This is a genomic window from Streptomyces sp. A1277 (genome assembly GCF_004795015.1).
Classification (GTDB): domain Bacteria; phylum Actinomycetota; class Actinomycetes; order Streptomycetales; family Streptomycetaceae; genus Streptomyces.
In genome coordinates this window covers 74,995-97,501 of sequence record NZ_SSBI01000011.1, presented here as the reverse complement: position 1 = coordinate 97,501, position 22,507 = coordinate 74,995, and the positions used below count along the sequence as shown (strand labels likewise).

Sequence of the window (22,507 nt, the reverse complement as noted above, 5' to 3'; positions counted from 1 at the left end):
CGCGTACTACTTGCCCGGAACGCGCAGGATCAGGGCGTCGCCCTGGCCGCCGCCGCCGCACAGGGCCGCCGCGCCGGTGCCGCCGCCGCGCCGCTTCAGCTCCAGCGCCAGGTGCAGGACCACGCGGGCGCCGGACATCCCGATGGGGTGGCCGAGCGCGATGGCGCCGCCGTTGACGTTGACCTTCTCCGAGGTGACGCCGAGGTCCTTCATGGACTGGACGGCGACGGCCGCGAACGCCTCGTTGATCTCGATGAGGTCGAGGTCCTCGACGCCGATGCCCTCCTTCCGCACCGCGTGCCGGATCGCGCCCGACGGCTGCGACTGCAGCGAGTTGTCCGGGCCCGCCACGTTGCCGTGGGCGCCGATCTCGGCGATCCACTCCAGGCCCAGCTCCTGGGCCTTGGCCTTGCTCATGACGACGACCGCGGCGGCGCCGTCGGAGATCTGCGAGGAGGTGCCCGCCGTGATCGTGCCGTCCTTGGCGAAGGCCGGGCGCAGCTTGCCGAGGGACTCGACGGTCGTCTCGGGGCGGATGCCCTCGTCCTTGGAGAAGAGGACCGGGTCGCCCTTGCGCTGCGGGATCTCGACCGGGGTGATCTCGGCCTCGAACAGGCCGTTCTTCTGGGCCGCGGCCGCGCGCTGGTGGGAGAGGGCGCCGATCTCGTCCTGGGCGGCGCGGTCCAGGCCGAGGCGGGTGTTGTGCTTCTCGGTGGACTCGCCCATCGGGATGTTCTCGTAGGCGTCGGTCAGACCGTCGTACGCCATGGAGTCGAGCATCTCGATCGCGCCGTACTTGTGGCCCTCGCGGGACTTCGGGAGCAGGTGCGGGGCGTTCGTCATGGACTCCTGGCCGCCGGCCACGACGACGTCGAACTCGCCGGCGCGGATCAGCTGGTCGGCCAGGGCGATGGCGTCGAGCCCGGAGAGGCACACCTTGTTGACGGTGAGCGCGGGGACGTTCATCGGGATGCCGGCCTTGACCGCGGCCTGGCGGGCCGGGATCTGGCCGGCGCCGGCCTGGAGCACCTGGCCCATGATCACGTAGTCGACCTGGTCGCCTCCGATGCCGGCCCGGTCCAGCGCCGCCTTGATGGCGAAGCCGCCGAGGTCGGCCGCGGAGAAGCTCTTGAGGGAGCCGAGGAGCCGGCCCATGGGCGTCCGGGCGCCCGCGACGATCACGGAAGTGGTGCCGGTCGTTCCTGACATGAGGCACAGCCCCTTGGAATAGGAGTGAACGAGGGTTTACATGAATGTACTGAGCGGTACCGCCCCCGTCATCCGGCCACGAGTGTGATCGCGCGCACGTTGCGTAACCACCCGCCGCGCGCTGCACTGGTGCCATGCTGACGCGAATCGACCACATCGGGATCGCCTGTTTCGACCTCGACAAGACCGTCGAGTTCTACCGCTCGACCTACGGGTTCGAGGTCTTCCACTCGGAGATCAACGAGGAGCAGGGCGTGCGGGAGGCCATGCTCAAGATCAACGATACGTCCGACGGCGGCGCCTCCTACCTCCAGCTCCTCGAACCGACCCGCGAGGACTCCGCCGTGGGCAAATGGCTGGCCAAGAACGGGGAGGGCGTCCACCACATCGCCTTCGGTACGGCGGACGTGGACGCGGACTCCGCGGACATCCGCGAGAAGGGCGTCAGGGTGCTGTACGACGAGCCCAGGACGGGGTCGATGGGGTCCCGGATCACCTTCCTGCACCCCAAGGACTGCCACGGGGTCCTCACCGAACTGGTCACGGCGAAGACGGAGCACTGACCCGAGGGATACCCGGCCCGGTAGAGTGGGCTGTTCCGGGCCGGGGCCGGGTCGGGGCCGCGCCGCGTCCTCAGCCGTTGATCTGTCACCATTCCCCGGGGGGCCGTTCACCGGCGGACGGTACTCGTTCGGAGTGTGCGACCAGGGTTGGGGTCTCCCCTGCTCAGTAGCATCCCCTGCTCGAACGAAGTTGAGAGCCTGGGGAAAGAGTTGAGAGCTCGGGGAAGGATGGGACCGCGCAGTGCGGGGCTACGAACGCCAGGAGAGCCACCGGGCTGAAGACGACCATCTCTCGCGGTTCGAAGCCGAGATGGAGCGGCTGAAGACCGACCGGGAGAAGGCCGTCCAGCACGCCGAGGACCTCGGCTACCAGGTCGAGGTCTTGCGCGCCAAGCTGCACGAGGCGCGGCGCAGTCTGGCGACCCGTCCCGCCTACGACAGCGCGGACATCGGCTACCAGGCGGAGCAGATGCTCCGCAACGCCCAGATCCAGGCCGAGCAGCTGCGCACCGACGCCGAGCGCGAGCTGCGCGACGCCCGCGCGCAGACGCAGCGCATCCTCCAGGAGCACGCGGAGCACCAGGCCCGGCTCCAGGCCGAGCTGCACAACGAGGCGGTGCAGCGGCGCCAGCAGCTGGACCGGGAGCTGGCCGAGCGCCGCCAGACCGTCGAGTCCCACGTCAACGAGAACGTGGCGTGGGCCGAGCAGCTGCGGGCCAGGACCGAGTCGCAGGCCCGCCGCCTGATGGAGGAGTCCCGGGCCGAGGCCGAGCAGGCGCTGTCCGCCGCCCGGGCCGAGGCCGCCCGGCTGTCCGATGAGACGCGTCAGCGCGTCGGCGCGGAGGCCGAATCCGCCCGCGCCGAGGCGGAGTCGATCCTGCTGCGGGCCCGCAAGGACGCCGAGCGGATGCTCAGCGTGGCGGCCGGCCAGGCCCAGGAGGCGACCAGCCACGCCGAGCAGCTGCGGCTGACGACGACCGCCGAGACCGAGCAGACGCGGCAGCAGACCGCCGAGCTGAACCGGGCCGCCGAGCAGCGCATGCAGGAGGCCGGGACCCAGCTGCGCGAAGCCAGGCTGGAGGCCGAGAAGGTCCTCGCCGAGGCCAAGGAGGCCGCGGTCAAGCGGCTGGCAGGCGCCGAGTCGCAGAACGAGCAGCGCACCCGTACCGCGAAGACGGAGATCGCCCGGCTGGTCGGCGAGGCCACCAAGGAGGCGGAAACCCTCAAGGCGGAGGCCGAGCAGGCCCTCGCGGACGCCCGCGCCGAGGCCGAGCGGCTGCGCGCCGAGGCGGCCGAGGCCGCCCGCACCGCCGCCGCCGAGGACGCCGCGGCCCAGCTCGCCAAGGCGGCCAGGTCCGCCGAGGAGGTGCTGACCAAGGCGTCCGAGGACGCGCAGTCGACCACCCGGGCCGCGGGCGAGGAGGCCGAGCGCATCCGCCGCGAGGCGGAGGCCGAGGCGGACCGGCTGCGCGGCGAGGCCGCCGAGCAGGCCGACCAGCTCAAGGGCGCGGCCAAGGACGACACCAAGGAGTACCGGGCCAAGACGGTCGAGCTCCAGGAGGAGGCGCGCCGGCTGCGCGGCGAGGCCGAGCAGCTGCGGGCCGAGGCGGTCGCGGAGGGCGAGCGGATTCGGGGCGAGGCCCGCCGCGAGGCCCTTCAGCAGATCGAGGAGGGCGCGAAGACCGCCGAGGAGCTGCTGGCGAAGGCGAAGGCCGACGCGGAGGAGCTGCGCGGCGCCGCGACCACCGAGAGCGAGCGGGTCCGCGGTGAGGCCGCCGAGCGCGCGGCCGCCCTGCGCAAGCAGGCCGAGGAGGCCCTGGACCGGGCCCGTGCCGAGGCCGAGCAGCTGCGTACGGAGTCCGAGGAGCAGGCGCAGTCGACGGCGGACGCGGCCGAGCAGGCGGCGTCCGAGCTGCGCGAGGAGACCGAGCGCGCGGTCGCCGCCCGGCAGGCGGAGGCGGCCGAGGAGCTGACCCGGCTGCGCACCGAGGCCGAGACCCGGGTCGCCGCCGCCGAGCAGGCGCTCGGCGAGGCGCGTGCCGAGGCGGACCGCATCCGGCGCGAGACCAACGAGGAGTCCGAGCGGCTGCGCGCGGAGGCCGCGGAACGGCTGCGCACCCTCCAGGAGCAGGCCGAGGCCGAGGCCCAGCGGCTGCGCGACGAGGCCGCGGCGGACGCCTCGCAGTCCCGTGCGGAGGCCGAGTCGGTCGCCGTACGGCTGCGCAGCGAGGCCGCCGCCGAGGCGGAGCGGCTGAAGACCGAGGCGCAGGAGACCGCCGACCGGGTGCGGTCGGAGGCCGCGGCCGCCGCCGAGCGGGTCGGTACGGAGGCCGCCGAGGCGCTGGCCGCCGCCCAGGAGGAGGCCAACCGGCGCCGGCGCGAGGCGGAGGAGACCCTCGACGCGGCCCGCACCGAGGCGAACCAGGAGCGCGAGCGGGCCCGCGAGCAGAGCGAGGAGCTGCTCGCCTCGGCGCGCAAGCGGGTCGAGGAGGCGCAGGCCGAGGCGCAGCGCCTGACCGGCGAGGCGGAGACCCGGGCGGCCGAGCTGGTCGCGGCGGCCGAGCAGACCGCCCAGCAGGTGCGGGACGCGGTCAGCGGGCTCCAGGAGCAGGCCGAGGCGGAGATCGCCGGGCTGCGGTCCACCGCGGAGCACGTCGCGGAGCGGACGAAGAGCGAGGCGCAGGAGGAGGCCGACCGGCTCCGGGCCGACGCGCACGCGGAGCGGGAGCGGGCGAGCGAGGACGCCTCCCGTATCCGCGAGGTGGCGCGGGAGGAGACGGACGCCGCGAAGGCGATGGCCGAGCGTACGGTCTCCGAGGCGATCGCGGAGTCCGAACGGCTGCGCGCCGACACCGCCGAGTACAGCCAGCGGATGCGTACGGAGGCGTCCGACGCGCTCGCGTCCGCCGAGCAGGACGCGGCGCGCAGCCGGGCGGAGGCCCGCGAGGACGCCAACCGGATGCGGACCGAGGCCGCGGCCCGGGCCGACCTGCTGGTGACCGAGGCGACCGCGGAGGCGGAGCGGCTGCGCACCGAGGCGGAGCGGCAGGCGGCCCGGGTCGGCGACGAGGCGGCGGGCGACGCGGAGCGGATGCGCGCGGAGGCGGCGGCCGCCGTGGGTTCGGCGCAGGAGCACGCGGCGCGCACCCGCGAGGAGTCGGAGCGGCTGCGCACCGAAGCGGAGGCGGCGGCCGAGCAGATGCGGGCCGAGGCGCGCCAGGAGGCGGACCGGCTGCTGGACGAGGCGCGCGAGGCGGCGTCCAAGCGCCGGGCCGACGCGGCCGAGCAGGCGGACCAGCTCGTCAACAAGGCCCAGGAGGAGGCGCTGCGCGCCGCCACGGAGGCCGAGGAGCAGGCCGACACGATGGTCGGCGCGGCGCGCAAGGAGGCCGTGCGGATCACTTCCGAGGCGACCGTCGAGGGCAATGGGCTCGTGGAGCGGGCCCGGGCGGACGCGGACGAGCTGCTGGTCGGCGCGCGCCGGGACGCGACCCAGATCCGGGAGCGGGCCGAGGAGCTGAGGGCCCGTCTGGAGAGCGAGATCACGGAGCTGCACGACCGGGCACGGCGCGAGACGTCCGAGCAGATGAAGACGGCCGGCGAGCGCGTCGACAACCTGATGAAGGCGGCGACCGAGCAGCGCGAGGAGGCCGCGGCCAAGGCCAAGGAGCTGCTGGCGGACGCGAACGCGGAGGCGAGCAAGGTCCGGATCGCCGCCGTGAAGCGGGCCGAGTCGCTGCTGAAGGAGGCCGAGCAGAAGAAGGCCAGCCTGGTGCGCGAGGCCGAGAAGCTGCGGGCGGACGCCGAGGCGGAGGCCAAGCGGACGGTGGACGAGGGCCGGCGCGAGCTCGATGTGCTGGTGCGCCGGCGCGCGGACATCAACACCGAGATCTCCCGTGTCCAGGACGTGCTGGAGGCGTTGGAGTCCTTCGAGACCCCGGCGGCGGGCGGCAAGGGTGCGGGCGCCGCACCGCCCGGTGGCGTCAAGGCGGGGGCCGCGGCGGGCACTCGATCGGGTGGCAAGCAGTCCGATGGGTAGTCAGCGGGCCGTCGGCCGTGGTTCCGCATGGACCTTCAGCCCTCCGAGTGGCAAGGGTTACGGGGGTCAGCCACTCAAAAGGGGTGTCATTCTCCAGATCAAACGGGCATCTGCTCGATGACACGCCGTCCCGGCCCCTAGGATTCCCTCTATCACCTCACCGGTCTCACTTCGACAGGAACCCCATGAGTGACCCTTCCTCCCCCTTCGGCTTCGAACTCGTGCGGCGTGGTTACGACCGCGGTCAGGTGGATGACCGCATTATTAAGCTCGTCGCCGACCGTGATAGTGCTCTCGGACGCATCACATCGCTGGAAAAGCGCATCGAGGAGCTTCACCTCGAAACGCAGAACGCCCAGGCCCAGGTGACCGACGCGGAGCCGTCGTACGCGGGTCTCGGCGCGCGCGTGGAGAAGATCCTCCGCCTCGCCGAGGAGGAGGCGAAGGATTTGCGCGAGGAGGCCCGTCGCGCCGCCGAGCAGCACCGCGAGCTCGCCGAGTCCGCCGCCCAGCAGGTGCGCAACGACGCAGAGACCTTCGCCGCCGAGCGCAAGGCCAAGGCCGAGGACGACGGCGTCCGCATCGTCGACAAGGCCAAGGGTGAGGCCACCGCGCTGCGCACCGACGCACAGAAGGACGCGGCGCAGAAGCGGGAGGAGGCCGACGCCCTCTTCGAGGAGACCCGTGCCAAGGCCGCCCAGGCCGCCGCGGACTTCGAGACGAACCTCGCCAAGCGCCGCGACCAGTCGGAGCGCGACCTCGCGTCCCGTCAGGCCAAGGCCGAGAAGCGTCTGGCCGAGATCGAGCACCGCGCCGAGCAGCTCCGCCTGGAGGCCGAGAAGCTCCGCACGGACGCCGAGCGCCGGGCCCGTCAGACGGTGGAGACCGCGCAGCGCCAGTCCGAGGACATCGTGGCGGACGCGAACGCGAAGGCCGACCGCATCCGCAGCGAGTCGGAGCGCGAGCTCGCGGCCCTCACCAACCGCCGCGACTCGATCAACGCGCAGCTGACCAACGTCCGCGAGATGCTGGCAACGCTGACCGGTGCCGCCGTGGCGGCCGCCGGCACCCCCGCCGACGAGGAGCCCGCCTCCCGCGGCGTTCCGGCCCAGCAGACCCGCTGACGCCGGCGAGCAGTCCCCGCACCGATTCCCGTGTGCCCGGTTCCGCCTTTGTGGTGGCGCCGGGCACGCGCTCGTTCTAGCGTGAACGCATGATCGAGCTTGACGGACTCACCAAGCGTTTCGGGAACAAGGTCGCCGTCGACCAGTTGTCGTGCGTGATCAGACCGGGAATGGTGACGGGTTTTCTGGGACCCAACGGGGCGGGCAAGTCCACCACGATGCGGATGATGCTCGATCTCGACAACCCCACCAGCGGTTCCGTGCGCATCGACGGCAAGCACTACCGCGACCTCTCCGAACCGCTCAAGTACATCGGCGCGCTGCTGGACGCCAAGTCGATGCACGGCGGGCGCAGCGCGTACCACAACCTGCTGTGCCTGGCCCAGAGCAACCGCATCCCGGAGAGCCGGGTGGCGGAGGTGCTGGACACCGTCGGGCTGACCGCGGTGGCGAAGAAGAAGTCCAAGGGCTTCTCGCTCGGCATGGGCCAGCGGCTCGGCATCGCGTCGGCGCTGCTGGGCGATCCCGAGATCCTGATGTTCGACGAGCCGGTCAACGGGCTCGACCCCGAGGGCATCCACTGGATCCGGAACCTGATGAAGACGCTCGCGGGCCAGGGCCGGACGATCTTCGTCTCCTCCCACCTGATGAGCGAGATGGCGCTGACCGCCGACCACCTGATCGTGATCGGCCAGGGCAGGCTGCTCGCCGACACCTCGATGGCCGACTTCATCCACGAGAACTCCCGCAGCTACGTCCGGCTGCGCTCGCCGCAGCAGGAGCGGCTGCGCGATGCCCTGCACGAGGAGGGCGTCGTCGCGGTCGAGGCGGGCGACGGCACGCTGGAGGTGGACGGCGCCACCACCGAGGACCTGGGCGAGCTGGCCGCCCGGCACACGATCGTGCTGCACGAACTGAGCGCCCAGCGGGCGTCTCTGGAGGAAGCGTTCATGCAGATGACGGCGGGCTCGGTGGAGTACCACGCGCACTCGGGACCGGGCGGCGCGCCACCGCCGGAGGGACAGCAGTGGGGCGGCGACCAGTGGGGCCAGTGGAACCAGCGCCCCGACAGCGGAAAGGGGGCGTGACGACGATGGCTTCGGTCCCCGCGGTCCTGACTTCCGAATGGACCAAGATCCGGACGGTCTCCTCCACCACCTGGACGCTCATCTCGGCGTTCGTGGTCACCGTCGCGATGGGCGCGGCCCTGTGCGCGGTGATGAACGCCCAGTTCGACGAGCTCGCCCCCGCCGAGCGGGCCACCTTCGACCCCACCCTCATCAGCTTCTCCGGGATGATTCTCGGCCAGCTGGCGATGGTGGTCTTCGGGGTGCTCGTGGTCGGTACGGAGTACAGCTCCGGCATGATCCGCACCTCGCTGGCGGCCGTGCCGCAGCGCGCGACCTTCCTGTTCAGCAAGGTGCTGGTGGCCGGGGTGCTGGCGCTGGTGGTGGGTCTCGCCACCAGTTTCGCCACCTTCTTCCTCGGCCAGGCGCTGCTGGGCGGCCACCGCACGGACATCGGCGCGGACAACGTGCTGCGGGCGGTCGTCGGCGGCGGCCTCTACATGGGTCTGATCGCGGTCTTCTCCATGGGCGTGGCGGCGATGCTGCGCAGTTCCATGCTGTCGCTCGGCATCCTGATGCCGTTCTTCTTCCTGGTCTCGCAGATCCTGTCGGCCGTGCCGGGCGCCAAGAAGGTCGCCCGGTACTTCCCGGACCAGGCGGGCTCCAAGATCATGCAGGTGGTGCCGGACGCGATGAACAGCGACCCGTCGCCGTACGGGCCGTGGGCGGGGCTGCTGATCATGGTCGCCTGGGTGGCGGCCTCGGTGATCGGCGGCTTCCTCGTTCTGAAGAAGCGGGACGCCTGAGAAGCGGGGCGCCTGAACAAGCGGGACGCCTGAGATGCGGGGCTCCTGACCGGGGGCGGCGGGCTCCGGCCCGCCGCCCCCGGGCGGGACTCGCCCCGTAACGACTTGGCCGGAACCGTCAACGCCTGGATATCCTCCTCACTCATACGGGGGGCGTACGGCCGGACGGCCTGTGCCCCGACGACAGATAAGTCGATGGGGCTGGAGCATGATCGAGGCAGTCGGCCTGACCAAGCGCTATGGCGCGAAGACGGCCGTGTACAACCTTTCCTTCCAGGTGCGGCCGGGTGCCGTCACCGGATTCCTCGGTCCCAACGGGTCGGGCAAGTCCACGACCATGCGCATGATCCTCGGCCTCGACCGGCCGACGGCGGGCCGCGTGACCATCGGCGGCCACGACTTCCGCAGCCTGCCGAACGCGCCCCGACAGGTGGGCGCCCTGCTCGACGCCAAGGCCGTGCACGGCGGCCGCAGCGCCCGCAACCACCTCCTCTCGCTGGCCCAGCTGGCCGGCATCCCGGAGGCCCGGGTGGACGAGGTGCTGGGCGTGGTCGGCCTCCAGGACGTGGCCCGCAAGCGCTCCAAGGGCTTCTCGCTCGGCATGGGGCAGCGGCTGGGCATCGCGGCCGCGCTGCTGGGCGACCCGCAGGTGCTGCTCTTCGACGAACCGGTCAACGGCCTCGACCCCGAGGGCATCCTCTGGGTCCGCAACCTGATGAAGATGCTGGCGTCCGAGGGCCGCACGGTCTTCGTCTCCAGCCACCTCATGAGCGAGATGGCCCTCACCGCCGACCACCTGATCGTGATCGGCCGCGGCCAGCTGATGGCCGACATGAGCGTCACGGACTTCATCTCGGCCAACTCGGCCGACTTCGCGCGGGTGCGCGTCCCGGACGAGACGCCCGAGCAGCGCGAGAAGCTCACCGGCACCCTGACCGAGGCGGGCGGCCAGGTCATGCCCGAGCCGGACGGGGCGCTGCGGGTCACCGGCCTGGCACTCCCCCGGATCAGCGACCTCGCCCATGAGTCGGACGTCCGGCTGTGGGAGCTCTCGCCGCACCAGGCATCGCTGGAGGAGGCGTACATGCGGATGACGCAGGGCGCCGTGGACTACCGTTCGACGGTGGACCAGAAGGCCCACCTCCAGCAGCAGCCGCCGTACGCCGGGTACGGGCAGCAGCCGGGGTACGCCCCGCCGCCGCAGCAGCCCGTGCCCGATGTCCCGCAGCAGGGCTGGTACGCCCCGCCGCCGCCCGGACAGAACCCGTACGCGGCCGCCCCGGCGCCCACCGCCCCCGCGCAGGCGCCCACGCCGCCGTCCCGGGCCCCCGCGCCTGCGGCCACCGCTCCCGCCCCGGCGGCGCCCGCCGGGGCCCCCGCAGACCTGACCGAGCGCGACACCAGCGAGGACCCCCGATGACCACGCCGTCCACGCCGCCGGCGCCGCAGGCGCCGTACCAGCAGGCCGCGCCGCAGCAGGCGTACCAGCAGCCCCAGGGCTTCTACACCTCGCCGATCCCGGTGCGCCCCGCGACGCTCGGCGACGCCATCGCCTCCGAGTGGACCAAGATCCGGTCCGTGCGCTCGACCATGTGGACGCTCGGCGTCATGACCGCGCTGCTGCTGGTCATCGGGGTGCTCGCGGCCCTGGCGGTCTCCGCGTCCGACTCGGACATGAGCGGGACCCCGGTGCTGAGCCTCGGCTTCTTCGGCGTGCTGCTGGGCACGATCTGCGTGATCACGCTCGGCGTGATGACGATCGCCTCAGAGTACGGCACCGGCATGATCCGTACGACGCTGACGGCCTGCCCGAGCCGGGGCCGGGTGCTCGGCGCCAAGGCCCTCGTCTTCTTCCTGCTCAGCTTCGTCCTCACCACGGTGATGACGTCGCTCGTCGCCCTGATCCAGACCTCCGTACTGGACGCCGCGTCGCCCACCGGCGAGGAGTGGACGCGCGCCACGGTCGGCGTCGGTCTCTACGTCGCGACGCTGGGGCTGCTCGCGCTGGCGGTCGGCGCGCTCATCCGGCACTCGGCCGGGGCGATCACCATCATGATCGGCCTGGTGCTGCTGCCGCTGGTGCTGGCCATCTTCATGTTCTCCGACTCGCTGCGCACGCTCCAGGAGAAGCTGCTGGAGTACTCGATCCCGAACCAGCTGAGCATCTTCTACGACAACTCGGTCACCTCGTCCGGCGGCCCGTCCGGCTGGGACCCGCTGTGGATCATGCTCGGCGTGACCGCGGTGGCCATGGGCGGCGCGTACCTGGCGATGAGCCGGCGCGACGTCTGAGCCGGCCGCCCCTCAGTACCTGGGCGCGTTCCTGGACCGCTGCACCCGTGTGGTGCGGCGGTCCTTCGCGTTCCAGCACGCCTTGTGCCAGTGTCTGCGGTCGTCGACCCCGCCGTACTCGGACCAGGCCACCAGGTGCGGGACGCCGGAGGGGATCTCCTGGTCGCAGCCGGGGCAGCGGTAGCGCTTGCCCATCGCGCTCGCCCCGCTGACCGGGCGCACGGACCACTCCTCGCCCCGCCACTCCTCCGAGCGCCCTCCCCCGCCGTACCGGTCCCCTCCCACGCGCGCGCTGTCGTCGGGGCTCTCGCCGCCTCGGGGGCGGTTGCGGCGCGGGGACACGTGACACCTCACACGGGGCGGGCTGGGCGGTTTTCCCGTCCAGCGTAGGGCCATTCGGGCGGGGTACTGGTCCCGCACCGCTCGGGACGAGGCCCCGGGAGGTGCGGGTTACCGGAAAATCGCAACAACCCGGCCCGGGACCGTGCCTTTGGCACGTGTCAGACGTTGTTGCCGGTAGGGGAGAGCCGCGTCGGCCGCAAGGAGGCAATTGGCGATGCGTGTGGGAACGTTCGTACTGGCAGCCCAGTTTCCGGGCCAGGGGCCGGGGGAAGCGCTGCACCGCGCGATCCGGTCCGCCGAGGTCGCGGAGGAATCCGGCCTGGACTCGGTCTGGCTGGCCGAACATCATTTCGTGCCGTACGGGGTGTGCCCGTCCGCCGTCACACTGGCCGCGCAGCTGCTCGGCCGCACCCGCCGCATCCGCGTCGGTACGGCGGTGAGCGTGCTGCCCACCCAGCACCCGGTCGCGCTCGGCGAGCAGGCCGCGCTGCTCCACCTCACCAGCGGCGGCCGGTTCAGCCTCGGGGTGGGCCGGGGCGGTCCGTGGGTGGACCTGGAGGTGTTCGGCGGCGGCCTGGAGGCGTACGAGAAGGGCTTCCCGGAGTCCCTGGGGCTCCTGCTCGACTGGCTGCGCGAGCCGCGCGTGGCGGGCCGGGGCGAACGGTACGGCTTCCGCGAGGTGGCGGTCGTCCCCCGGGCCGACGAACTGCTCGGCGGCCAGGGCGCGGAGAGCTCCGGCGGCCCCGAGGTGATCGTCGCGTGCACCTCGCGCGGCAGCGTGGAACTCGCCGCCGAGAACGGCCTGCCGATGCTGCTCGGCATGCACTGCGGGGACGAGGAGAAGGCGGAGATGGTCGCGCTGTGGCGGTCCCTCGCGCTGGCGGCCGGCCACGCACCGGAGCGGGTGCGCGGGGCGGGCCACGTGTCGGCGGGGGTGGCCCAGATCGCCGACCGCACCGAGGACGCCGTCGAGACGCTGGTGAAGGCGATGCCGGGCTGGCTGCGCCAGGGGCTGGGCGCCCATGTGACGGTCGACGGGCGGCACCGCGTGATGCGGGACCCGGTGGGCTACGCGGAGCTGCTGTGCGGCCTTCATCCGGTGGGCACACCGGGGCTCGCCGCCGAGCGCCTCGCGGCCACCGCCGAGCGCACGGGCATCACCCGCTTCGCGCTCCTGGTGGAGGGTTCCGGAGATCTCGTCGCCACGGAGGAGAACGTAGCGCGGCTGGGCACCGAGGTGCTGCCCCTCCTCGAATGACCCCCGCGCACCCGCGTGACGGTGTACAGCGGCGTACGTACGGGAGCTGCCGCCCCGGACCAGTTGCACCTCCCGCGGCCCGGAACGGCAGCGAAAGGATTCAGCAGTCCCGAAGTTCGGGCGACTGGTTGAGCAACTGGCCCCTCACCGAGGTGAACTTGGCCAGTCGGTCGTCGACCGAGGCGTCCAGCGGGAACACCGCGACGCGGTGGCAGTTCTGGAATGCGAGACGCACCCCGAAGTGCCGCTGCAGCGCGCCACGTATCGCATCACTCGCGAGCGCACGCAGCAGCTGACCACGTGCCTGCTCGTTGGGCGGCGGCGTCTGGTTGTCGGCGAACTCCCCGCCGTCGACCTTCAGCTGAGCCACCAACGAGCTGATCATCTCCCATGCGTAGGGCAGGGAGGTCCGGACGCAGTCGACGAAGTCGGCTTCGTCGACCTCGCCTCGCTCGGCCTGTTCCAACAGCGCCGGTGAGACGTCGAGCGACATGGGTTCTCCTCTCGCGACCCCGGCCGGAGTGCCGGAGCCTTACGGGCAGGGAAGGAGGGCGGCGACGCAGCGTGCACACACGACGACCTCCTGCATCCACGGTAAGGGCGCAGTCCGGGCCGCACCAGGAGATTGGGAACACAACCGGCCAATAACGAAGGGGTTCAAAGAGGGGCAAGACAGAAAGCGTCAGGTCCGGAAGGGGCTGGGGCGACGCCCTCGTGAATCGCGTCGAGCCCCCGACGTCGAGTAGCGTTGCCGACCATGCGTCTCGTCATCGCCCGCTGCTCCGTGGACTACGCGGGCCGGCTCACGGCCCACCTGCCCTCCGCTCCCCGTCTCATCCTGGTGAAGGCGGACGGGAGCGTGTCGATTCACGCCGACGACAGGGCGTACAAACCGCTCAACTGGATGTCGCCCCCCTGCACCCTGAAGGAGGGCGGCGGTGACGCCGAGGGCGTCTGGACCGTGGTGAACAAGGCGGGCGAAAAACTGATCATCACCATGGAGGAAATCCTCCATGACTCGTCCCACGAGCTGGGCGTCGATCCGGGGCTGATCAAGGACGGTGTGGAAGCGCACCTCCAGGAACTGCTGGCCGACCGGATCGAGATCCTGGGCGAGGGCTACACCCTGATCCGCCGCGAGTACTTCACGGCCATCGGCCCGGTCGACATCCTGTGCCGCGACGCGGACGGGCAGACGGTGGCCGTCGAGCTGAAGCGGCGCGGCGACATCGACGGCGTGGAGCAGCTGACCCGCTACCTGGAGCTGCTGAACCGCGACCCGCACCTGGCCCCCGTGAAGGGCGTCTTCGCCGCCCAGGAGATCAAGCCCCAGGCCCGCGTCCTGGCCACGGACCGAGGCATCGGCTGCGTGGTCCTCGACTACGACGCGATGCGAGGCATCGAGGACGACAAGCTGCGGTTGTTCTGAGCCCATCAAGCCCGTCCGGCGATTGAGGACAAGACCTCAGCCGGAACGCACCCGCACCGGCTAGAGCACCGACGGACTCTCGCTCAGCCCGCCGGAGGGCCCGCTCGCCGAGTCGGGCGACTCCGGCGGCGTCGGCTCCTCCTCCGTCTCCGTGGGGCTCGGGGACCCCGACTCCGACTCCGAGGGCCCCGGACTGCTCGACGCCGTGGCCGACTTCGTGGGCGTCGGCTTCGTCGTCCCGGACGGCACCCCGGACGACTCCGTCGCCGAAGGCGACGACGGCGCATCCGGAGACGACGGCGTCTCCACCGCCGAAGACGTCGCCGAAGGCGACACCGCGCCCGCCGGCGCCGACCCGCTGTCCGAGGGCCCGGGCGTCGCCGACGTGGACGCGGAGCCCGACTCCCTCACCGGCGGGGTCGTCCCGTCCGCCGGCTCGTCGGCCGTGGTGCCGTCGTCCGTGATGCCGTCGTCCCCGGTCACCGACTGCTCGGTCGAGGCGCCGGGGTCACCCTGCGGGTCACTGCTCGACGTCAGCCCGAGCGTCACCACCGTGCCGAGGACCCCGGCCAGCAGCACGCCCGCGCCCGCCGCGACCAGGTTGCGCCGGGCCCCGCCCAGGAGCGCCAGCGGGCCGCCCCGCTCGGGGGCCTTGCCGGCCGGGGGTGCCTCCTGCCTGGGCACCACCGCCGTGTCGTCGAACGCGCGCTGCATCGACACCGGCAGGGCGGCGGGCACACCCGGCGGCGGGGACGCCTCGAACGGCCCGGACGGTGTCTCGTCGCCCAGGGGCGGAACACTCGCGGCCGGGCCCCCGGTGCGGTCCTCCACCAGGGCGAGCGCCCGCCGGCCGGCCACCGCGCCGCTCTTGTCGGCGAGCGCCCCGCGCATGCTGATGGAGGTCTCCAGCTCGGCCCTGGCCCGGTCGGGATTTCCGGTGCAGAGCGCGAGGACGCCCAACTCGTGGTGGAAGTAAGCCTCTTCCGCGACCTCCCCGGCGAGCCGGCCGGCCTCCTGGCCGATCCGCAGGGCCCGCTCCCAGGCGCCCCAGTGCAGCCCGGCCGCGAAGGCGGGGGCGGCGCTGCGGGCCAGGAGCACGGCGGCGCTGGTCTGCCCCGCCTCCTCGCCCGGCACCAGCTGGGTCATGGCCGCGACGATCGCGTCGGCCTCGGCGGCGGCCCGGGCCGGGGTGACCGAGGGGTGGCCGGCCCACCAGGCGTAGTGCTGGGCGGCCGTGCGGGCCCGGTCGGCGGCGTCGTCGTCGTATCCGGCGGCCGTCAGCTGGGCGAGCACGCCGGCGGCCAGCCGGTAGCGGGAGCCGGCCGGGGAGAGCAGGCCGCAGCCGGCCAGCTCGCCCAGCGCGGCGTCCGCGTGGGTGTCCCCGACGAGCGCCGGCAGGTGGGCCTGGTGCGGCACCTCGCCGCCGAGCGCCACCGCGAAGCGGAGCGTGTCGCGGGCGGCGCCGCTCAGCCGGGAGGCGAGCAGGGCGGCGGGCGCCGCGCCCTCGCCGAGGCTGGGCAGCGGTGTCGCGGCGTCCCCGTCTGCGGCGTCCTCGGGGGCCGGGGGCGCGTCGGCGGGCCGGTTCTCCAGGTAGCCGTACTCGTCGTACGCGGTGGGGTCGGTGCGCAGCTGGTCGCGCTGGCGCAGCAGGGCGCCGGCCTGGACGAAGCGCAGGGGCAGGCCCTCGGACTCGAACCAGAGGTCTCCGGCCCAGTTGGCCTCCTCCTCGGTGAGCGGCCGCTCGACGACCCGTTCCAGCAGGTCGATGGAGGTGGCGCGGTCGAGGCCGGTGAGGAAGACCTCTTCGAGGTGGGAGTCGGCGCCGGGCGCGGGCACGTCGGGCGTGGCGGCGAGCAGGTAGGCGCACTCGGGGGTGGCGTCGCGCAGTTCGTCCAGGGCCGCGCCGCCGAACTCCAGGTCGTCCAGGACGACGACGGCTCCGGTGGAGCGCAGCTTCTCCAGGAGCAGGGGGCGGTCGGGCCGGTGCAGGGGGGCGTCGTGGACGGCGTCGAAGAGTCCGTACAGCAGGTCGGTGACGGTGCGCTTGTGGCCGTTGAGGCGGACGACCCCGTCGGGCGCGAGTTCGGCGCAGTCGGCGGCGACGGCGTCGAGCAGGGCGGTGCGGCCGGAGCCCGCGGGGCCGGTGAGCCGGACCGAGCGGCCGCGGGCGAGCAGCCGGCTCAGCCGTTCGCGCTCGTCCTCGCGCCGCAGCAGGGGCAGCTGGAGGAGGGGCGGGCCGGGCGGCACGGGGGGCGCGGCGGCGCGGGCGCGGTCCGCGCGCTCGGCGGGGGTGCGGCGGACGGGGGCGGCGGGCTGCTCGCCGGGCGGGCACAGCTCGACCTCGCTGCCGTCGACGGGGTTGACGGTGAGGAGCAGGTCGCCGGCGACGAGCGTGACGACGCGGGCCTGGTGTGGCGTTTGCTGACCGAAATCGGGAGTCAGCGGATCGCGGGAGGGGCGGCGCCGGCCGGCCTCCTCGGCGAAGCCGTCGCTGTCGTGGCCGAACTCTTCCGGCCCCCGGTGTATCGGGTCCATCGCCAAAGCCCCCAAGACGCGTCGAGCACGGTTGCCCCTCCCGGCCACGCACGTCCGCTCACGGTCCGGTGTCCGCCGGGTGGGTCCGTCAATCGGCAGACGGCCGAACCCTAAACCTGCGCACAGTATCTACGAACGGCCGGGGTGGCTCGCCGCCCCACAGGTCACGGTCTCGTGAGGATTGTGCGCCTTCGGCCCGTACGGTCACCGAGGGTCCGTCCGGGGCCACGGGGCGTCCCCGGCCGGGCGGGCTCAGACGCGCGGCAGCGACTCCGCGGCGATCCCGCCCTCGATGGCGAGGATGCGGTGCAGCCGGGTGGCCACCAGGAGGCGTTGCATCTGCGGGGGTACGCCGCGCAGCACGAGGCGCCGTCCGGCGCGTCCGGCCCTGCGGTGTGCGCCCATGATGACGCCGAGTCCGGTGGCGTCCCACGAATCCAGCTCGGTCAGGTCGAGCACCAGATCTCCGACGCCGTCGTCGAGGGCCGAGTGCAGGACCGTACGGGCGTCCGCCGCGCTTCGGACGTCGAGGCGGCCCCCGACGACCAGCTCGGCGTGGTCGCCCCTGATGTGCATATGCGCTCCCCTGGAATGCTCCGTGGCCCGGTCCGTCTGTCCGAAACTGTCTCTGCCCCAACTGACTGCGGCAGCGACAGGGTAGTTGCCGTCTGTAAGCGAACCGATACCGAATTCACTCCGAGGAGTGATGTGGGACGGCCGCGGAACCCGGTGGCCGAGTCGGCCGCGGCCGGCGTACCCCGACGGGCACCCGGCCTGATTGACGGCAGATCAGGCGAACCGGACCGAAAATGATCAGTAGGTGTAGAAGCCCTGCCCGCTCTTGCGCCCGATGTCACCTGCATCGACCATCCGGCGCATCAGCTCCGGGGCGGCGAACTTCTCGTCCTGGGACTCGGTGTAAATGTTGCTCGTGGCGTGCAGCAGGATGTCGACGCCGGTGAGGTCGGCGGTCGCGAGGGGGCCCATGGCGTGGCCGAAACCGAGCTTGCAGGCGGTGTCGATGTCCTCGGCGGTGGCGACGCCCGACTCGTAGAGCTTGGCGGCCTCGACCACGAGCGCCGAGATCAGCCGGGTGGTGACGAAGCCGGCCACGTCGCGGTTGACGACGATGCAGGTCTTGCCGACGGACTCGGCGAACTCCCGCGCGGTGGCGAGGGTTTCGTCGCTGGTCTTGTAGCCGCGTACGAGTTCGCAGAGCTGCATCATCGGGACCGGCGAGAAGAAGTGGACGCCGACGACACGCTCCGGGCGCTCCGTCACGGCCGCGATCTTGGTGATCGGGATGGCGGAGGTGTTGGAGGCGAGCACGGCGTCGTCCCGGACGATCTTGTCGAGGGTCCGGAAGATCTCGTGCTTCACCTCCAGCTTCTCGAAGACGGCCTCCACGACGATGTCCGCGTCGGCGACGGCGTCCAGGTCGGTGGTCGTGGTGATCCGGCCGAGTGCGGCCTCGGCGTCGGCCGCGTCCAGCTTGCCCTTGGCGACGAACTTGTCGTAGGAGGTCTTGATGCCGTCGCGGCCGCGGGTCAGTGCCTCGTCGGTGACGTCACGCAGGACGACGTCCCAGCCCGCCTGGGCGGAGACCTGCGCGATGCCGGACCCCATGAGTCCGGCTCCGATGACGGCGAGCTTCCTGGCCACGTTGGCACCCCTGTGTCTTGTCAATGGTTCTGGTCCATGCCCTCCGGCGGAGGTTAGTACCCGTGGCGGGCGCTGGGGCGGCGAAGAGATGCGCGTCACGTCTCAAATGACGGACATCACACCGGGAGGTGTCATTCGGCGGTGCGGCGGGCGTAGTTGAGCACCTTTTCGCCCAGCAGGTCCTCGATGTCGTCCAGCAGGACGAGGGCGTCCCGGGAGACTTCGGCGGCCTTGCGCCCGGCGACCATCTCGCCGCCGACGTAGGCCATGAGCGTGCTGTGGACCCAGGAGAGCTGACCGGCCACCAGGACCGGCGTCCGGTCCCCGGGCGCGGCGCCGGACACCTCCAGGAGGGTCGCCTCCAGGTGCTGCTGGGCCTCCTGCTGGATGAGCCACAGGCGGGCCTTGAGGCCGTCGGCGCCCTCGATGACCCGCATGAAGCGGGCGTACCCCTCCATCAGCCCGACGGTGGGCGAGACGTTCTCGGCCTGGATGCGCAGTTCCCGCAGGACGGCGTCGGCCGCGGACTCGCCCGCGTCCCGCCCCCTGACGTAACGCGAGAGGCGCTCGACCACGCCCGCGCCGCGGTCGAGGAAGAGGTCCTCCTTGGCGGGGAAGTAGTTGTAGACCGTGTTGACCGAGACGTCGGCCGCCTGTGCGATCTCGGCGATCGTGACGGCGTCGAAGCCCCGCTCCAGGAACAGGCCGGTGGCCACGTCCGAGAGGTACTGCCTGGTCTGCCGCTTCTTGCGCTCCCTGAGTCCCTCAGCCATGGACCCATCGTAGATCGCTCTGGGGTTCCTGAATATTTGGAGTCATTGCAATTTTTAAGAAAGCCGGCGCCTAACTAGTGTGCTGCGGCAGCCAAGGTTCGCCTGGAAGGAGCGGCACTAGGCTGGCCGCATGGTCAATCTGACGCGCATCTACACCCGTACCGGCGACAAGGGCACCACCGCCCTCGGTGACATGAGCCGGACCGCCAAGACCGATCTGCGGATCTCCGCCTACGCCGACGCCAACGAGGCCAACGCGGTCATCGGCACCGCGATCGCCCTCGGGCAGCTGTCCGACGACATCGTGAAGGTCCTCGTCCGCGTGCAGAACGACCTGTTCGACGTGGGCGCGGACCTCTCGACGCCGGTGGCCGAGAACCCGGAGTACCCGCCGCTGCGGGTCGAGCAGAGCTACGTCGACAAGCTGGAGGAGGACTGCGACCACTACCTGGAGCAGGTGGAGAAGCTCCGAAGCTTCATCCTTCCGGGCGGTACGCCGGGCGCGGCGCTGCTGCACCAGGCGTGCACCGTGGTCCGCCGGGCCGAGCGCTCCACCTGGGCCGCGATGGAGGTGCACGGCGACGTCATGAACGCGCTCACCGCCACCTACCTCAACCGCCTCTCCGACCTGCTGTTCATCCTCGCCCGGGTGGCGAACAAGGAGGTCGGCGACGTGCTGTGGGTCCCCGGCGGCGAGCGCTGAGCCCACCCCGCCCGCGAGGGCTCACGTCGCGGGCGGGTCCTTGTGGGGCTCCCGCTTCGGGAACACCGTGTAGCTCGCCGCGATCACCAGGTTGATCCCGATCACCAGGAGCATCGTGCGCTGCCAGGACCGCAGCGATGTCACGTCCCCGGCTCCCCCGACGTACCGGACCGCCGCCTGGAGCAGGGCCAGTGCCGTCACCGCGGCGACCGTCCAGCGGGCCGCGACCTTCCACTCGCGCGCCGCCCGCGCCGCCCCGTACTTCGGCGGTTTCACCGGGGGCGGGCCGCCGGCGAAACGGTGGGCCACCCGGGCGTCGGCCCACTTGATGGCCGAGTGCCCGAGGCCCACCGTGAAGCCGATGTAGACGGCGGCGAGCCCGTGCTTCCAGTCGGGGGCCGCGCCGTTCTTCAGGTCGACGGCGGTGACCGCGAGCAGGACGAGCTCAAGCACCGGCTCGCACAGCAGCACGGCGGCGCCCAGGCGCGGCCTGCGCGCCCCGTAGCGCAGGGCCAGGCCGGCGGCCAGCAGCACCCAGAAGGCGATCTCGCAGGCGACGATCAGTGTGACGATCACGGTCCGCTCCCTTTCACTCCCCTCCAGCCTGGCCGCCGCCCGGGCCCGGATCATCGCCCCCGGTGACGAAACCCGACTGCATCCTTCGATGTACGCGCGGATCGCCCCTGGCGCCGACGTGCCCGCGTGCGCCGGACGTGTTGGATGGACGGGTGCCCCCACTGGCCCGCCCCCACCGCCACGACGTCCTGATCGCGGCCGTCGGACTCCTCGGCGGAGCGGTCCTGTCGCTGCTCGGGCTGCGCATGCAGAACGGCCGCCCGCTCGACGCGACCTGGACCGCCCTCGTCCCGCTCACGATGATGGCGGGGCTCGAACTGCTGCGCCGCAGCGCCCCGCGGACCGCGCTGGTCATCGGCACCCTCGCGCTGGTCGCCGACCAGTTCACACCCGGGAACCTGGCGACCGTGCTGATGTTCACGGACATCATGTACGCGGCCGTCCTGTACGGCGCCCCGGCCGCCGCCCGCCGCATCCCGGTGACCACGTTCCTGATCACCGTCGGGGTCACGATCGGCTTCCTGGCCTGGTTCCGCGACGCCCAGGCGCTGCTCGTCGGCATCCTCACCGCCCTGGTCGTGTTCGCCCCCGCCCTCACCGGGGTCAGCGTGCGCAACCACCGCGACGCCGCCGAGACCGCCCGGCTGCGCGCCGACCAGACCGCTCTGCTCGCCGAGATGGACCGCGCCCAGGCGGTCACCGCCGAGCGGGCCCGGATGGCGCGCGAGCTGCACGACTTGGTCGCCAACCACCTGTCCGCCATCGCCATCCACTCCACCGCCGCGCTCTCCATCGACGAGCCGGAGACCTCGCGCAACGCCCTCGGGGTGATCCGTGAGAACAGCGTCGAGGGTCTGGCCGAAATGCGCCGTCTGATCGGGCTGTTGCGCGCCGGATCGGCCGACTCTGAGCCCGCCGGCTCCCCGACACTGGCCTCGCTGGACGCGCTGATCGAGCAGAACCGGGCGGGCGCGGCGTCCAGCGGGCTGACCTGCGTCCTGGAGGACACCCGGGCGGACCGGGAGCCGCCGCCGGCGCCGGTCGAGCTGGCCGCGTACCGCATCGTGCAGGAATCCTTGACCAATGCGCTCAAGCACGCGGCGCCGGGCCCGGTCACGGTGCACCTCGGGCAGGCGGAGCGGCTGCTGACGGTGGAGGTGAGCAGCGTGCTCGGGGACCGGAGGGGACCGCGCGCGCCGGGGTCGGGAGCCGGTCTGGTGGGGATGCGGGAGCGAGTGGCGCTGTTGGGCGGGAAGTTCGACGCGAGCCCGGTTACGGGCGGGGACGGTACGGAGTTGTGGCGGGTACGGGCACAGCTGCCCGTCCCGGACGGTACGGAAGGCAGGGTGAGGTCATGACGGTCCGGGTGGTGGTGGCGGAGGACCAGGCGGCGGTGCGGGCGGGGCTCGTGCTCATCCTGGGCAGTGCGCCGGACATCGAGGTCGTCGGGGAGGCCGGTGACGGCGAGGAGGCGGTGCGGCTGGCCCGCGAGCTGCGCCCCGACCTGGTGCTGATGGACATCCAGATGCCGCGCCTCGACGGGGTGTCGGCGACCCGGCAGGTGGTGGACGAGCGGCTGGCGGACGTGCTGGTGCTGACCACCTTCGACCTGGACGCGTATGTGTTCGGCGCGCTGCGGGCCGGGGCGTCGGGCTTCCTGCTGAAGGACACCGAGGCGCGCGGGCTGCTCGACGCGGTGCGCACGGTGGCGCGCGGCGAGGGGCTGATCGCCCCGGCGGTGACGCGCCGGCTGATCGCGGAGTTCGCCGGATCCCCGCCCGTACGGCAGGCGGACGCGCCCGACGGGGCGGTGCTGGAGACGCTCACCCGGCGCGAGCGCGAGGTGCTGGGGTGCTTGGGCGAGGGGCTGTCGAACGCGGAGATCGCGGGGCGCCTGTCCATGGCCGAGGCGACGGCGAAGACGCACGTCAGCCGGTTGCTGGGGAAGCTGGAGTTGCGGAGCCGGGTTCAGGCGGCGGTGCTGGCCCAGGAGTTGGGCGTTTGAGGGTTTATTCCGACCAGGACGGCGATCTTTGGTCCAGACCTCTTGACGATTGGTCCAGACCTTCCTAATCTCACCGAGCACACTGCGGTGAGCCTGCCATGACAACGCGGGCTCTGGGCGGCGC

Annotated in this window: 20 protein-coding genes; 12 read left to right on the top strand and 8 right to left on the bottom strand. The window is 72.4% G+C overall.

The genetic code is table 11. The features are described 5' to 3' along the window. Positions 1-6 precede the first annotated feature (6 nt). The gene (locus E6R18_RS10090; RefSeq protein ID WP_136316521.1) at positions 7-1,209 is read right to left on the bottom strand and encodes an acetyl-CoA C-acetyltransferase; all 1,203 of its coding nucleotides are present in this window, start codon (positions 1,207-1,209) and stop codon (positions 7-9) included. Between the two features lie 134 nt (positions 1,210-1,343). Here E6R18_RS10090 and mce point away from each other — a divergent pair, with 134 nt between their 5' ends. The 7 genes from mce (at position 1,344) to E6R18_RS10055 (ending at position 11,100) form a co-directional block, all read left to right on the top strand. Next, entirely contained in the window at positions 1,344-1,772 is a 429-nt protein-coding gene (mce, locus tag E6R18_RS10085; RefSeq protein WP_136316520.1) for a methylmalonyl-CoA epimerase, read from the top strand. A gap of 241 nt (positions 1,773-2,013) precedes the next feature. Continuing rightward, positions 2,014-5,811 (top strand): polarized growth protein Scy, encoded by a 3,798-nt coding sequence (gene scy, locus E6R18_RS10080; RefSeq protein WP_136316519.1) that lies wholly within the window; start codon positions 2,014-2,016, stop codon positions 5,809-5,811. A gap of 185 nt (positions 5,812-5,996) precedes the next feature. Then, on the top strand, positions 5,997-6,935 hold the full coding sequence (locus E6R18_RS10075) for a cellulose-binding protein (RefSeq protein ID WP_136316518.1): 939 nt from the start codon (positions 5,997-5,999) through the stop codon (positions 6,933-6,935). A gap of 89 nt (positions 6,936-7,024) precedes the next feature. Further along, positions 7,025-8,023 (top strand): ATP-binding cassette domain-containing protein, encoded by a 999-nt coding sequence (locus tag E6R18_RS10070; RefSeq protein WP_136316517.1) that lies wholly within the window; start codon positions 7,025-7,027, stop codon positions 8,021-8,023. Between the two features lie 5 nt (positions 8,024-8,028). After that, positions 8,029-8,808, top strand: a complete 780-nt coding sequence (locus E6R18_RS10065; protein WP_136316516.1) for an ABC transporter permease subunit — start codon at positions 8,029-8,031, stop codon at positions 8,806-8,808. Between the two features lie 208 nt (positions 8,809-9,016). Next, the gene (locus E6R18_RS10060; RefSeq protein ID WP_136316515.1) at positions 9,017-10,228 is read left to right on the top strand and encodes an ABC transporter ATP-binding protein; all 1,212 of its coding nucleotides are present in this window, start codon (positions 9,017-9,019) and stop codon (positions 10,226-10,228) included. Continuing rightward, positions 10,225-11,100 (top strand): ABC transporter permease subunit, encoded by an 876-nt coding sequence (locus E6R18_RS10055; RefSeq protein ID WP_136316514.1) that lies wholly within the window; start codon positions 10,225-10,227, stop codon positions 11,098-11,100. Before E6R18_RS10060 ends, E6R18_RS10055 begins: the two co-directional genes overlap by 4 nt. Before the next feature lie 12 nt (positions 11,101-11,112). Here the strand turns inward: E6R18_RS10055 and E6R18_RS10050 are convergent, their stop codons facing one another. Next, the gene (locus E6R18_RS10050) at positions 11,113-11,442 is read right to left on the bottom strand and encodes an ATP/GTP-binding protein (protein WP_136316513.1); all 330 of its coding nucleotides are present in this window, start codon (positions 11,440-11,442) and stop codon (positions 11,113-11,115) included. Between the two features lie 214 nt (positions 11,443-11,656). On the opposite strand from E6R18_RS10050, the gene E6R18_RS10045 reads away from it, so the two are divergent. Continuing rightward, positions 11,657-12,700, top strand: a complete 1,044-nt coding sequence (locus E6R18_RS10045; RefSeq protein WP_136316512.1) for an LLM class flavin-dependent oxidoreductase — start codon at positions 11,657-11,659, stop codon at positions 12,698-12,700. A 100-nt stretch (positions 12,701-12,800) separates the two neighbouring features. On the opposite strand, the gene E6R18_RS10040 is transcribed toward E6R18_RS10045, so the two are convergent. Continuing rightward, positions 12,801-13,193 (bottom strand): SCO5389 family protein, encoded by a 393-nt coding sequence (locus tag E6R18_RS10040; RefSeq protein ID WP_018102614.1) that lies wholly within the window; start codon positions 13,191-13,193, stop codon positions 12,801-12,803. A 264-nt stretch (positions 13,194-13,457) separates the two neighbouring features. Here E6R18_RS10040 and nucS point away from each other — a divergent pair, with 264 nt between their 5' ends. Then, on the top strand, positions 13,458-14,129 hold the full coding sequence (gene nucS / locus E6R18_RS10035; protein ID WP_136316511.1) for an endonuclease NucS: 672 nt from the start codon (positions 13,458-13,460) through the stop codon (positions 14,127-14,129). Positions 14,130-14,189: 60 nt separating this feature from the next. Here the strand turns inward: nucS and E6R18_RS10030 are convergent, their stop codons facing one another. From E6R18_RS10030 to E6R18_RS10015, 4 genes are all read right to left on the bottom strand, one after another. Beyond that, entirely contained in the window at positions 14,190-16,664 is a 2,475-nt protein-coding gene (locus E6R18_RS10030) for an ATP-binding protein (protein ID WP_136316510.1), read from the bottom strand. A gap of 252 nt (positions 16,665-16,916) precedes the next feature. After that, a complete protein-coding gene (locus E6R18_RS10025) occupies positions 16,917-17,240 on the bottom strand; it encodes an STAS domain-containing protein (protein ID WP_018102617.1) in 324 nt (107 codons plus the stop codon). A gap of 237 nt (positions 17,241-17,477) precedes the next feature. Beyond that, positions 17,478-18,326, bottom strand: coding sequence for a 3-hydroxyacyl-CoA dehydrogenase family protein (locus tag E6R18_RS10020; protein ID WP_136316509.1), 849 nt, complete (start codon positions 18,324-18,326; stop codon positions 17,478-17,480). A gap of 131 nt (positions 18,327-18,457) precedes the next feature. Beyond that, positions 18,458-19,099 carry a TetR/AcrR family transcriptional regulator gene (locus E6R18_RS10015; RefSeq protein WP_136316508.1) on the bottom strand — a complete coding sequence of 214 codons (642 nt, stop codon included), beginning with the start codon at positions 19,097-19,099 and terminating at the stop codon, positions 18,458-18,460. A gap of 130 nt (positions 19,100-19,229) precedes the next feature. Between E6R18_RS10015 and E6R18_RS10010 the strand changes: the two genes are divergently transcribed. Further along, positions 19,230-19,802: a cob(I)yrinic acid a,c-diamide adenosyltransferase gene (locus E6R18_RS10010; RefSeq protein ID WP_136316507.1), complete on the top strand. Its 573-nt coding sequence runs from the start codon at positions 19,230-19,232 to the stop codon at positions 19,800-19,802. A gap of 21 nt (positions 19,803-19,823) precedes the next feature. Here E6R18_RS10010 and E6R18_RS10005 read toward each other — a convergent pair whose 3' ends face one another. Then, positions 19,824-20,378: a hypothetical protein gene (locus E6R18_RS10005; protein WP_136316506.1), complete on the bottom strand. Its 555-nt coding sequence runs from the start codon at positions 20,376-20,378 to the stop codon at positions 19,824-19,826. Between the two features lie 152 nt (positions 20,379-20,530). On the opposite strand from E6R18_RS10005, the gene E6R18_RS10000 reads away from it, so the two are divergent. After that, positions 20,531-21,736, top strand: a complete 1,206-nt coding sequence (locus tag E6R18_RS10000; RefSeq protein WP_136316505.1) for a histidine kinase — start codon at positions 20,531-20,533, stop codon at positions 21,734-21,736. After that, positions 21,733-22,383, top strand: a complete 651-nt coding sequence (locus tag E6R18_RS09995; protein ID WP_136316504.1) for a response regulator transcription factor — start codon at positions 21,733-21,735, stop codon at positions 22,381-22,383. Before E6R18_RS10000 ends, E6R18_RS09995 begins: the two co-directional genes overlap by 4 nt. Positions 22,384-22,507 lie beyond the last annotated feature (124 nt).